The organism is Lactivibrio alcoholicus (genome assembly GCF_055390895.1).
The window spans coordinates 637,373-650,369 of record NZ_AP042471.1 but is presented as its reverse complement, the minus strand read 5'-3'; the positions used below and the strand labels follow the sequence as shown (position 1 = coordinate 650,369).

Genomic DNA, 12,997 nt, shown 5'->3' with positions numbered 1-12,997 from the left:
ACAGGATGAAGGTTCTCATTGCCGAAGACGACGCGACGTCGCGTCTCCTTCTGGAATCCCTGCTCCGGAAGTGGGGATACGACGTCATAGTCGCGCGGGACGGAGAAGAGGCCTGGCGCATCCTCTCTTCCGAGGATTCGCCGCCGATCGCGCTCGTCGACTGGATCATGCCCGGGCTCGAGGGGCCGGAATTGTGCCGGAGGCTCCGCGCCCACATCCCGGCGGACCACTCCTACCGGTACATCATCCTCGTCACGGTGCGCGACGAAAAGGTCCATATCATCAGAGGCCTCGAGTCCGGCGCCGACGACTACGTGACCAAACCCTTCGATCCGCACGAACTCCGGGTGCGCATCACGGCCGGGGAACGCATCGTCGGGCTGCAGGAACAGTTGCGCCACATGGCGCTCTACGACTCCCTGACGAAACTCATGAACCGGCGTGCCATCCTGGACCGCCTCGAAGAGGAGCTCGCACGGTCGCGCCGGGAAGGAAGGCGCCTGTGCGTCGGTCTTCTCGACCTCGATCTCTTCAAGAACGTCAACGACACGCTCGGGCACCTTGCCGGAGACGACGTGCTCCAGGAAACCGCCCGGCGCGTCCGGGGCGCCCTCCGGAACTACGATATCGCGGGGCGCTACGGGGGCGAGGAGTTCCTCGTCATCCTGCCGGGCACGGAACGCGGCGACGCCATACGGACGCTCGAGCGGATCCGCGACGCCGTCGGCGGCACGCCGATGCTCGCGCAGGGGACGCTCGTCTCCGTGACGGCGAGCCTCGGTTTCGCGTGCGACGACGGGACGTCCGGGCCGGAGGTCCTCGTCCGGCGCGCCGACACGGCGCTGTACAGGGCGAAAAACGAGGGAAGGAACAGGGTGAACGAATGACGACGATCGTCCGGGCGATCTCTTCGCTGATTCTCGTGGCGTTTCTCGCGCTTCCGCTGCATGCCGCAGACATCGAGCGGCTCTTCCGGGAGCGTCGCTGGGACGAGTTGGACAAGGTGTTCGCGGCGGCTTCTCCCGACATGTCGGCGCGGGAACTCTCACTCGCGGCCAATGCCTTCTGGATTCGCGGAAACCGGGAGGAAGCGCTGGAATGTATGGACCGGGCGAAAAAAGGCATGCCGCAGGAGATCGTTCCGTATGCTGACATGATCCGGATCCTCGCGCTCGAGCGCACGGGGCGGACGGCGGACGCGAAGGCCGAAGCGACGCGGCTCCTCTCGTCGAAGTGCCCGAAGGATCTCGAATACTTCGCGGCCTACGCGCTCTACCGCCTTGCGGCGGCGGACGAGGTCGCGCCGAAGCGGACGTTGCTCCGGAAGATGTATGCCCTCTCCGACGGGAAGGCCCAGAAGATGCAGGTCCTTTCGGAACTCGTTTCCCTCCCGGACGTGAAGGATCCCGCGCGCAGGGCCGAAACCTCGAACGCGTGCAGGGAACTCCTGCTGCTGCACCCGACGAACGCGAAGGCGCTGGCGATCCTCTCGGAGTCTCCGAAGCCGTGGTCCGCCGATATTTCGTTCGTCGTCGGGTACGCGGCCTATCTCAGAAGAGACTACGCGAAAGCGGCCGCGTTGCTTCGCGCCGTTCCGATCTCCTCGCGCGAGGGGAGAATGGCGCGGTACTACCGGGGATACTCGCTGATGCGGCTCGGGAGGGGGGGGGAGGCTCTCGATGTCTTCAGCCCGCTTGCGCTTTCCGGGAAGAGTTACGCCGATTCGGCGGTCAGAAGGATCGCGCAGATCTCGAAGGGATCCCTCGAAGAGCGTGGCGTCGCGCTCCTGCGCAAGGTCGCCGCGACGCGACGCGGCGATATGGCGGCAAGGGCGATGGAGGCCCTTTCCCGTCTGCTTGCGGGGACCGAGGCTCGCCGGATGGAAGACCGCGTCGTTCGCGAATACCCCGATTCGGAACTCGCGGCTGATATCCTCTGGAAACGCGGCTGGAAGCGATGGGACGAGGGGAGCGTCGCGGACGCGGTCGCCGTATGGAAGAAGCTCCTGACACCCGGCGTGGGTGCCTCGTGGGCGCCGCGAATCCTCTACTGGGTGGGGCGCGGTTACGAACGACTCGGGAAGAAGGACCGGGCTGCGGAATACTTCAACCGGCTCGGGCGGTCTTACCCGCTTTCGATCCACGCGTTCCTCGCGTTCCCGAACGGCGTCAAACCGATTGTCGACGGAGATCCGAAAATTCTCGAGAGTGCGCCCGGAGAACTGGAACGCTGGGGATTCGTCGTCTACGCGAAGCGGCAGCTTCTGGAGCGGGGAACGCCGAAGGACCTCTACCGGGCGGCGTTGCTCTCGCAGTGGAACGGGGACGGGCAGGGCGCCTACGCTGCCGCGAGCAGGATTTCCCAACTTCTCGTCGGGGGCGACGCGATCTATCGGACAGGCCTCCGATTTCTCTATCCGCAGGCGTTCGCGGATATCGTCCGACCGGCGGCCGCGCGATTCGCGACGGACGAAAACGTCGTGTGGGCGATCATGCGCCAGGAAAGCGCCTACGATCCGCTCGCGCGGAGCTGGGTCGGGGCGACGGGGCTCATGCAGCTCATGCCGGCGACAGCGCGCGGCGAGGCGAAGGCGCTCGACGTGACGATCGAATCGCTCTACGACGTCGGGACGAACGTTCTGCTCGGAACGGCGCACATCGCACGGCTCCTGCGGAACTTCAAACGGGTCGAATGGGCCGCCGCAGCCTACAACGCAGGGTCCGGGGCGGCGAAACGGTGGATCGCGGGGAACGAGTCGATGCCGCTCGACCGGTGGATGGAGGAGGTCGGATACCGCGAGACGAACGGCTACGTCCGGCGGGTCATGGCGAACCTTTACGTCTACCGGATGCTCTACCCGAAGGAACCCGCGAAGGCGGAGCAGGGGAAGAAGTCCGGGACGTCTCTTTCCCTCGTCTCCGACGATCAGCTCGTGGAGGATGAGGGAGCGGCCGGAGATGACGACGACACGCCTCCGCTGAACGTGAGCGAATAACCGAGCGTGAAGACAGAACAAGGGGGGCCGCCGGCCCCCCTTGTTCTGTCCCGCGATACCGGGAAAAGCGACTAGAAGCCGGTCAAGGACTTGACGCGTTCGTGATGCCCGAGGATATCCATCGCTTCGTCGAAGTGGCGTTCTTCGATCATCGGCGCAATGTCGCCGCCGCCCTTGAGTGCTTCCCGAAGCGCGAGCATCGCGGCCTTCCGGCAGACGAACGCGATGTCGCCGCCCGAGAAGCCCGCGCATCTGCGTGCGAGTTCAGGTGTTGAAACGTCGGCCGAAACGGGTTTCTTCCTGAGATGGATTCCGAAGATGCCCCGTCTCGCCTCTTCGTCGGGCATCGGAAGCTCCATGACGAGGTCGAAGCGTCCGCCCGCGAGAAGCGACGGGTCGACGAGGTCGAGCCGGTTCGTCGTTGCGAGGACGATGACGCCCCTGAGCTCCTCGATGCCGTTCATCTCCGCGAGGAACTGGCTGATGACGCGCTCCGTGAAGCTCGCCCCCGCGCCGGAGTCGCGCCCGCGCACGGGCACGAGCGATTCGATCTCGTCGAAATAGAGGATCGACGGAGAGGCCTGCTTGGCGGTCCGGAACACGTCGCGGATCGCGCGTTCGCTCTCGCCGACGTATTTCGACATCAGCTCCGGCCCCTTGACGGAGATGAAGTTCACGCCGCTCTCCCGGGCCAGCGCCTTCGCGAGAAGCGTCTTCCCCGTGCCCGACGGCCCGTGGAGGAGGATGCCCTTCGTGGGCGCCATGTCGTATTTCTCGAAGACGTCCGGGTGCTGCAGCGGCCACTGGACCGCGTCGCGCAACTCGTCCTTGATGTCGTCGAGTCCGCCGACGTCGTCCCACGTCACGTCGGGCACCTCGACGAAAACCTCGCGGATCGCGGACGGTTCGATCTCCTTGAGAGCCTCGATGAAATGCTCCATCCGGACGTCCATCGAGAGAAGCCTGTCGTAGGGGATCTCGGCCATCTCCATGTCGATGTGCGGCAGAATCTCGCGAAGGGATGCCATCGCGGCCTCTTTCGTGAGCGCCTCGAGGTCGGCCCCGACGAACCCGTGCGTGATGTCGGCAAGACGGTGCATGTCGACGTCCGGCGCGAGCGGCATTCCGCGGCTGTGGATCTGGAGGATCTCGTACCGCCCCTTCTTGTCCGGAATCGGAATCGAGATCTCGCGGTCGAAGCGGCCCGGACGCCGGAGCGCGGGGTCGAGCGTGTTCGGGATGTTCGTCGCGCCGATGACGACAATCTGGCCGCGCGACTCCAGGCCGTCGAGCAGGGCGAGCAGCTGCGCCACGACGCGGCGTTCGACCTGCTTCTCGCCGCCCATCTCCTCGCGCTTCGGCGCGATCGCGTCGATCTCGTCGATGAAGATGATCGAGGGGGCGTGCGACTGCGCCTCTTCGAAAACATTGCGCAGACGTTCCTCGCTCTCGCCGTAGAACTTTCCGATGATTTCGGGACCCGAGATATGCGTGAAGTAGACGTCCGTCTCGTTGGCGACGGCGCGGGCGATGACGGTCTTCCCCGTCCCCGGAGGGCCGTAGAGCAGGACTCCCTTCGGCGGCTGGACGCCGAGGCGGTCGAAGACCTGCGGAAAGCGCAGGGGAAGTTCGATCATCTCGCGGATCCGCTGGATCTGCGTTCCGAGTCCTCCGATATCTTCGTAGGAGATCTTCGCGGCCCGCTTCGCGCCCTGGACCTTTTCCACGTTCACGGCCGTCGCGCTGCTCACGATCACGGTGCCGTCGGGCGTCGTGTCCGTCACGCGGAAGTCGACGACGCGCGTGCCGAAGAGAACGAGCCGGACGCGATCGCCCGTCATGACGGGCATACCCTCGAGGAGCGAGCCGATGTACCGGGCGTCGCGTTCCTTTTCGAGGAGCGCCATCGTCGTCAGCGGGCGAAGCGTGATGCTCCCGGCGAAATGATGCTCGATCTTGTGGACCGATACCTTGTCGTCGATGGAGACGCCGGCGTTGTCGCGCGTGACGCCGTCGATCTGGATGATCTGCTTGCCGCGTTCCTCGGAATCGCAGGAAAGAATACGCACAGGAGTGCGGCGCTTGCTTCCCGACGACGAAATTCCCTCGATCTCGACGATCTGTCCTTCCGAAACCCCGTACTTGATCATATCCTGGGGGTCCATGCGGGCGAGGCATCGCCCGACATCCTTGCCCAGAGATTCCCTGACCTTCAGCATTCCGTTTCGCGCTCCTTTGCGTACCGTCTTCCACCTCGAAATCCGGAGGAAGCGGGGCTATGCTACCATAGAACAGAAGGATCCGCGACAGCCGCCACGAAGGAAGATCGCCCTCCATCGAGCTGTCCGGAAGATGAAAAAAGCCCTTCCCGGGCGCGACGGCCGGGAAGGGCGCGGTGACGGCGAAGCGGGATCCTAGCGGGTCGCGATGGCCTCGACCCGGCCCGGGTAGGCCTCGAGGCCGAGCTTGAGGATATTCATCGCCTTGGCGAGGTCTTCGTTCTTGAGGACGTAGGCGAGCCGGAATTCGTTCTTTCCGAGTCCCTTCGTCGCGTAGAACCCTTCGGCGGGAGCGGCCATCATCGTCTCACCGTTCACGTCGAAGTGCTGGAGCATCCAGATGACGAACTTCTCGGCGTCATCGACGGGGAGTTTCACGACGACGTAGAAGGCGCCCTTGGGCTCTTCGCAGACCACTCCGGGCATCTCCTTGAGGGCCTTGTACAGCGTGTTCCGGCGTGAAACGTACTCTCTGTTGACCTCCTCGAGGTAGGACTTCGGGGTGGTGTAGAGCGCGGCAGCTCCGACCTGCTCGAGCGTCGAGACGCAGAGACGTCCCTGGCACAGCTTCAGGACGTTCGCGATGATGTCCTTGTTGCGGCACGCGAAACAGCCGATGCGGGCGCCGCAGGCGCTGTAGCGTTTCGAGACGGAGTCGATGATGACGACGCGGTCGGCGATGTCCTCCATGTGGCCGAAGCTCGTGTACTTCAGCCCGTCGTAGACGAACTCGCGGTAGACTTCGTCGGCGACGATGAACATGTCGTGCTTCTTCGCGAGGTCGGCGAGATCGCGCATCTCCTTCTCGGTGTAGATCGTGCCGGTCGGGTTGCCGGGGTTGGAGACGAGGAACGCGCGGGTCTTCGGGGTGATGAGCTTCTCGATCGTTTCCTTCGTGGGAAGGTGGAATCCGTCCTCGGCCTTCGTCGTGATCGGCTTGATATTGACGTTCACGCACTGCGAGAACGCGTTGTAGTTTGCGTAGAAGGGTTCCGGGACGAGGACTTCGTCGCCGGGATCGCACATGACCATGAACGCGAACATGAGCGCTTCGCTGCCGCCGTTCGTGACAAGGATATCGTCGCGCGAGAAGCCGATGTTCCAGGACTTGTAGTAGGATACCATGGCGTCCCGGAGGTCGTTATTGCCCTGGGAAGTCGCATAGGCGACCACATCGAGGCTGAACTTCCGGATGGCTTCGAAGTATGCGGGAGGGGTCTTGATATCGGGCTGCCCGATGTTCAGATGATACACCTTTTTCCCCTTGGCCTTTGCCTCGTCCGCGTACGGGATCAGGCGGCGGATCGGGGAAGACTGCATCGCCAGAACTCTGTTCGAACTCTTGACCATGAAACGACGTCCCCCTTATCGGTATAATATGGACCTTGAGGCCATAATATCACAAACAGGTTAATATTTCGTTGAATGTCGCGTATTCTGCAAATTCGTCTGAGGTGTGCTTCAGGCATCCCGTCCCGATGCGGGGATGTATAATGCCTGCGTGAAAGAAAACAGGAGGTGGCGACTGTGAGCGCTCGCATGGAACTTCTCCGGAAACTCGTTCTTCGTCCGGCTTCCGGCGGACCGAAGGGACGAAAGATGGTTCTCCTCGTCATGGATGGCATCGGCGGTCTGCCCGACAGGTCGGGACGGACGGAACTCGAGGCGGCGCAGAAGCCGAATCTCGACAAACTCGCGTCCCGGAGCGATCTCGGGATGCTCGAGATAGTCGATGTCGGCATCACTCCCGGAAGCGGTCCCGGACATCTTTCGCTGTTCGGGTACGATCCTCTCGAATACGGAATCGGGCGCGGCATCCTCGAGGCGCTCGGCGTCGGGGCGGTTCTCGGCCCCGGCGACGTGTGCGCGCGCGGGAACTTCTGCACGCGCGATCTCGCCGGAATCATCGTCGATCGCCGGGCGGGGCGGATTCCCACCGAAGAGAGCGGGCGCATCGTCGACAGGCTCTCGGCGGCGATCACGGAAATCGACGGGGTGCGCGTGTCCTTCAGGGCTGGGCTCGAACACCGGTTCGTCGTGATATTTTCCGGAGAGGGGCTCTCCGAGCGCGTGACCGACGCTGACCCGCAGAAGGAAGGGCTCCCGGTGAAATGGGCCGAAGCCTCGGCGCCGGGAGGGGAACGGACCGCGGAGATCGCCAACTCGTTTATCCGCCGGGTCTCCGAAGTCCTCCGGAGCGAGTCGAAAGCGAATGCGTGCCTCCTGCGCGGCTTTTCGTCCGCACCCGATATCCCGACGCTCGGGGAGCTCTACGGAATCTCCCCGGTGGCCATCGCGACCTATCCGATGTACAAAGGACTGTCGCGACTCGTCGGAATGGATATCGCCGATGCCGGAAAGACGCTCGACGAACTGTTCGACACGGTCGGAGCCGTATGGGACGACCATGACTTCTTCTATATCCACGTGAAGTACACCGACAGCCGCGGCGAGGATGGCAACTTCGAGGCGAAGAGGCGGGTCGTCGAACAGGTCGACTCGCTGCTGCCGAAGGTGACCGCACTGAACCCGGACGTCCTCGCCATCACGGGAGATCACAGCACGCCGAGCGTCATGGCCGGACACTCGTGGCATTCCGTGCCCGTGCTCCTGTCGAGCCCGTATACGCGGTTCGGGATGTCCTCGACATTCGGAGAGCGCTCCTGCGTGCTCGGATCGCTCGGAAAGATCCCCGGCCCGTCGCTGATGGGACTCATGCTCGCCCACGCCGGGCGACTCGCGAAATACGGCGCGTAAAGGAGAATCGGAGTGGCGGAACCGACACGCAGGACGACTGCCGAAGTGCGGCAGCTTCCGAAGGACGCGAAGTTCGACGCTCTCGGCGTCGTGATGACGTCGACGCAGCGGAAGGACAAGAAAGGCAGCCCCTACTGGACGATCACGCTCATGGACGAGACCGGCACGATCGAGGGGCGCGTCTGGAGCAACGGTGTCTGGAAGGACGTGAGCGACGGAGGCAACGCGGACGTGAATCCGCTGACCTCCGACCTTGCGAAGAACATGGCGGGCAGGAGTCTCGGCGTCCGGGGGCAGGTTTCGGAGTTCAACGACCGGCTTCAGTACACTTTCAATGTGGTGTATTTCGTCGATCAGGTGAAGTACCCGCCTCATGAATTCGTCAGAAAGTCTCCGATTCCTATGGAGACGCTTCGGGCGGAGCTCGAAGGAATCCTGTCGAAGTGCGGGGAGCTCGAGGGATTCGTCCGTTCCGTCCTCGGCCGGGAGGATATCCGCAGGGAATTCGAGTCGTTCCCGGCCGCTGTCTCGCACCATCACGCCTACGCGGCCGGACTGCTCGAACACACGCTCTCGGTCGCGCGTGCGGCCGTTGCGATGGCGGATGCCGCGAAGGCATCCGGGTATCCCGTCGACGGCAGCATCGTCGCGGCGGGCGCGCTGCTTCACGATATCGGAAAACTCGACGCGTATCGCCTCTCGCCCACCCCTGAAATGACCGTCCCGGGAACGGTCATCGACCACATCGCTCTCGGATACGCCAGGTTCGACCGGCTCGCGGAGGAATTCGGCCTCGAGGAGCGGCCGCGCCTCGCGCTCGGGCATATCCTCGTGAGCCACCACGGCAGCAAGGAGTTCGGATCGCCCGCGTTGCCCGCGACGCCCGAAGCCATGATCGTCTCTTCGGCCGACGAGCTCGACTTCCGCCTGTACTGTTGGAAGAACGCCGTCGATCAGCTCGACGGAGATTCGGACGGCATCACCGACTACAGCGCGTCCGCGGGGCGCCGCTTCTGGAAGTGGCAGGAGTGAGTCACAGGCTGATCGTCACGGACCACCACGACGGACGCCGGCTCGACCGGCTGTTGCGGACGCTCTGGCCCGCCGTTCCGCTCGGGAATATCATGCGAAGCCTGCGGACCGGCACCGTTCGTCTCGACGGCCGGAAGGCGGATCCGTCGGATCGGGTCGCGACCGGGCAGGAGATCGTCGTCCCGTGGGAGGCGCCCGGGGAGCGTCCCGCGGCTGAATCGCGGACGTTCGCGCCCATCGACGTCATTTATCGCGACGAAAACGTCTGGGTGGTGAACAAGCCGGTCGATCTTCTCGTCCAGCCGGACGTGAAGGACGGAGACTCGGTCCTGCGCCGCGTGGCGGCCATGCGCGAGGCCCTTCGCGCCCCGGGAGCCGAAGATGGGAACTCCTTTCCCCCCGCGGCGGTCCATCGTCTCGACAGGAACACGACTGGCGTCCTCGTCGTCGCGGTGTCGGGAAAGGCGCAGCGGGAGCTCGAACGGGTCTTCCGGGAGCGCTTTCTCGAGAAGACCTACCTCGCGGTCGTGTCGGGGACGCCGGCCCCCGACGGAAGCGTCGTCGCGCCGTTGCTCAAGGATCCCGAGACGAACACGGTGCGCGTCGACCCGTCCGGCCTCAGCGCCTGCACGCGCTACCGCACGCTCGGACGCTCGGGAGGTCTCGCGCTCGTCGAAATAGAACTCGTGACGGGGCGGACGCACCAGGCGCGCGTCCACATGGCGCATATCGACTGCCCGATCCTCGGCGACCGGAAGTACGGCTTCCACGACGTCAACAACGACTGGCGGCGGCGCGGCGCGAGACGGCCGCTGCTCCACGCGTGGAAGATCTTTTTCGGCGACCTGCGCGCCCCGGTCGCGAACCTTTCCGGAAGGACCTTCGTCGCCCCCGTCCCCGACGACATGATGCGCCTCATGCAGGAGGCAGGGCTCCGTGGAGTCTGATTTTCCCCCTTTCCGCCCGGAATCCGGATTTTCCGGCCCCGCACACCTCGAATGCGCCACTCCCGGACGTTTCGTGTTTCGTCGCCGGCAGTCATTGACGGAAGCGTCGGAACGCTCCAGAATGGGGAAAATTCTGAACGGAAGCCGTTCCTGCCGGTGAGTTCCGGCAGGGGCTGCTTTCCCGGAGGGGGCGGGAGAGATGGTCATGTCACGGAGATGAATGGAAACGATGGACGGAAACACGGCCGCGGCGTATGTCTCGTATGGATTTACGGAGGTCGCCGGAATCTTTCCGATAACGCCCTCCTCGCCGATGGCCGAACTCGTCGACGAATGGGCGGCCAGGGGGAAGAAAAACTTCTTCGGCCGTCCCGTGAGGGTCATGGAGATGCAGTCCGAGGCCGGGGCGGCAGGCGTGGTCCACGGGGCGCTCCAGGGGGGCGCCTACGCGACGACCTACACGGCCTCGCAGGGACTGCTGCCCATGATCCCGAACATGTACCGGATCGCCGGAGAGCTCCTCCCGGCCGTCTTTCACGTGAGCGCGAGGACGCTTGCCAACAACGCGTGGAGCATCTTCGGCGAGCATCAGGACGTCATGGCGACGCGGCAGACCGGCTTCGCCATGTTCGCGTCGGACAGCGTCCAGGACGTCATGAACTTTGCGGCCGTCGCGCACCTCGTCGCGATCGGCGCGCGGGTTCCGTGCCTTCGCTTCTTCGATGGCTTCCGGACTTCGCACGAGATCCAGAAGATCGAGGTTCTCGAAGAGGACGAACTCCGCTCCCTGATCGACTGGAGCGCCGTCAGAGCCTTCCGCGACGGATCGCTGAGCCCCGACCGTCCCGACCTCCGGGGCACGACGGTCAATCCGGACGTCTATTTCCAGCTCCGCGAGGCAGTCAATCCGCACTATCTCGATCTTCCCGCCGAAATCGACCGGCGCCTCGGCGAAATCAACCGTCTCACAGGACGGGACTACGGATTCTTCGATTATTCCGGCGCGCCGGACGCCGACAGAGTCGTCGTCGCGATGGGGTCGGCCTGCAGCACGATCCGGGAGACCGTCGATTATCTGAACGCCCGCGGCGAACGCGTCGGGCTCGTCTGCGTGCGCGTCTTCCGGCCGTTTTTGCCGGAACGCCTCCGGGCGGCCTTCCCGGGAACCGTGGAGAAGATCGCGGTCCTCGACCGGACCAAGGAAAACGCGGCTGCCGGAGAACCGCTCTACGTAGAGGTCCGAAGCGCGTTCTACGGGGCGGCATCCGCGCCGGAGATCGTCGGGGGGCGCTACGGGCTCGGATCCAAAGAGTTCACGCCGTCGATGGCGGTTGCCGTCTTCGAGAACCTGAAGTCGGACCGGCCGAAGAACTGGTTCACGGTCGGCATCGTCGACGACGTGTCCGGAACGTCGCTCCCGATGCCTCCGGAGCCCGTGGAAACGGCGCCCGCGGGGACGGTCTCGTGCACGTTCTGGGGGCTCGGGTCGGACGGCACGGTCGGTGCGAACAAGAACACGATCCGGATCATCGGCGGCAACACGGACATGTACGCGCAGGGATACTTCGCCTACGATTCGAAGAAGTCGGGCGGCGTCACGATCTCCCACCTCAGGTTCGGCGAGAGGCCGATCGCGTCGGCCCGGATGAGGGTACGGGGACGCCTGGGGGGGGGCCAGGCGATTCCCGCGAGGGGATTCGGCGGACGGACCTTCCGCCTCGCGATTTCCCCTCTCGACTGTACAGGGTGCGGCGGCTGCGTCAACGCCTGTCCCGCTCCGGAGACCGCGCTTGCGATGAAGCCGCTCGACGCCGTCCGCGGAGAGTCGGTCCCGCTCCGGGACTTCGCGTCGAAGTCCATTTCATACAAGCGGCTTCCCGAGGAACAGATCCGGACAGTGAAGGGAAGCCAGTTCGCGCGTCCGCTGCTCGAGTTCTCGGGAGCGTGCGCGGGATGCGGCGAAACGCCGTACGTCAAGCTCCTCACGCAACTGTTCGGCGACCGGATGATCGTCGTCAACACGGCCGGATGCACGGCGGTCTGGGGCGGCAGCTTCCCGTCGATCGCGTACACGGTGAACGAAAAGGGGCAGGGGCCTGCGTACGGCTACTCGCTCTTCGAGAATTGCGGCGAATACGGCCTCGGAATCTTCCTCGGCGCGAGGCAGAACCGTGAACTCCTGGCCGAACAGGTGAAAGAGGCGCTCGGGCGGGAGAGGGGAAGAGACGTTCTTCTCAACAGGATCTGGGAGCGGCGCGATTTTCTCGCGAAACGCTCGCTCTGGATCATCGGTGGAGACGGATGGGCGTACGACATCGGCTACGGCGGGCTCGACCACGTTCTGGCGTCGGGAGAGGACGTAAACGTCCTCGTCATCGATACCGAAGTGTATTCCAACACGGGCGGACAGTCTTCGAAGGCGACGCCGACGGCGGCGATCGCCGGGTTCACCGCGGGTGGAAAGCGCACGGCCAAGAAGGATCTCGGTCTGATGGCCGTCACGTACGGGCACGTCTACGTCGCCCAGGTCGCGATGGGCGCAGACAGAAACCAGACGCTCCGTGCGTTTGTCGAGGCCGACGAGTATCCGGGGGCATCCCTCGTGATCGCCTACGCGCCGTGCATCAACCACGGGCTCGTCGCCGGAATGGGGAAGTCGCAGGAGCAGGAACGGCGCGCGGTGGAAGCCGGATACTGGTCGCTCTACCGGTACAATCCGCTCCTTGGAAAAGAGAGCCGGAACCCGTTCGTCCTCGATTCGAAACGGCCGACGGCGAGTTCCCGGGACTTTCTTCTCAGTGAAGTCAGGTACGCCGCGCTTCTGCGGAACTTCCCGGACGTCGCGGAACATCTTTTTGCGAAGTCCGAACGGGACGCCCGGGAACGCTACGCGGCCTACGCGCGCCTCGCGGCCGAAGGCGGGATTCCCACGGTGACGAAGTAGCGCGTGTTCTGCTTTCCAGCCTTCGGCGCCGCCGAGGACGGAA

The 12,997-nt window shown here is 64.4% G+C and carries 8 protein-coding genes; 6 read left to right on the top strand and 2 right to left on the bottom strand.

Features of this window, described 5'->3' with window-relative positions; translation table 11 throughout:
• Positions 1–5 precede the first annotated feature (5 nt).
• A complete protein-coding gene (locus tag ACZ5IU_RS03260; RefSeq protein ID WP_464420471.1) occupies positions 6–887 on the top strand; it encodes a GGDEF domain-containing protein in 882 nt (293 codons plus the stop codon).
• Positions 884–2,995 carry a lytic transglycosylase domain-containing protein gene (locus ACZ5IU_RS03255; protein WP_464420469.1) on the top strand — a complete coding sequence of 704 codons (2,112 nt, stop codon included), beginning with the start codon at positions 884–886 and terminating at the stop codon, positions 2,993–2,995. Before ACZ5IU_RS03260 ends, ACZ5IU_RS03255 begins: the two co-directional genes overlap by 4 nt.
• A 71-nt stretch (positions 2,996–3,066) precedes the next feature.
• Here ACZ5IU_RS03255 and ACZ5IU_RS03250 read toward each other — a convergent pair whose 3' ends face one another.
• Together ACZ5IU_RS03250 and ACZ5IU_RS03245 are read right to left on the bottom strand one after the other, a co-directional pair.
• On the bottom strand, positions 3,067–5,214 hold the full coding sequence (locus ACZ5IU_RS03250) for a CDC48 family AAA ATPase (RefSeq protein ID WP_464420467.1): 2,148 nt from the start codon (positions 5,212–5,214) through the stop codon (positions 3,067–3,069).
• A 195-nt stretch (positions 5,215–5,409) separates the two neighbouring features.
• Positions 5,410–6,624 carry a pyridoxal phosphate-dependent aminotransferase gene (locus ACZ5IU_RS03245; RefSeq protein WP_464420465.1) on the bottom strand — a complete coding sequence of 405 codons (1,215 nt, stop codon included), beginning with the start codon at positions 6,622–6,624 and terminating at the stop codon, positions 5,410–5,412.
• A 177-nt stretch (positions 6,625–6,801) separates the two neighbouring features.
• Here ACZ5IU_RS03245 and ACZ5IU_RS03240 point away from each other — a divergent pair, with 177 nt between their 5' ends.
• The 4 genes from ACZ5IU_RS03240 (at position 6,802) to ACZ5IU_RS03225 (ending at position 12,954) form a co-directional block, all read left to right on the top strand.
• Positions 6,802–8,031 (top strand): 2,3-bisphosphoglycerate-independent phosphoglycerate mutase, encoded by a 1,230-nt coding sequence (locus ACZ5IU_RS03240; protein WP_464420463.1) that lies wholly within the window; start codon positions 6,802–6,804, stop codon positions 8,029–8,031.
• A 12-nt stretch (positions 8,032–8,043) separates the two neighbouring features.
• On the top strand, positions 8,044–9,063 hold the full coding sequence (locus ACZ5IU_RS03235) for a 3'-5' exoribonuclease YhaM family protein (RefSeq protein ID WP_464420461.1): 1,020 nt from the start codon (positions 8,044–8,046) through the stop codon (positions 9,061–9,063).
• Positions 9,060–10,010: an RluA family pseudouridine synthase gene (locus tag ACZ5IU_RS03230; RefSeq protein WP_464420459.1), complete on the top strand. Its 951-nt coding sequence runs from the start codon at positions 9,060–9,062 to the stop codon at positions 10,008–10,010. Before ACZ5IU_RS03235 ends, ACZ5IU_RS03230 begins: the two co-directional genes overlap by 4 nt.
• Before the next feature lie 229 nt (positions 10,011–10,239).
• Positions 10,240–12,954: a 2-oxoacid:acceptor oxidoreductase family protein gene (locus ACZ5IU_RS03225; protein ID WP_464420457.1), complete on the top strand. Its 2,715-nt coding sequence runs from the start codon at positions 10,240–10,242 to the stop codon at positions 12,952–12,954.
• Positions 12,955–12,997: the final 43 nt, after the last annotated feature.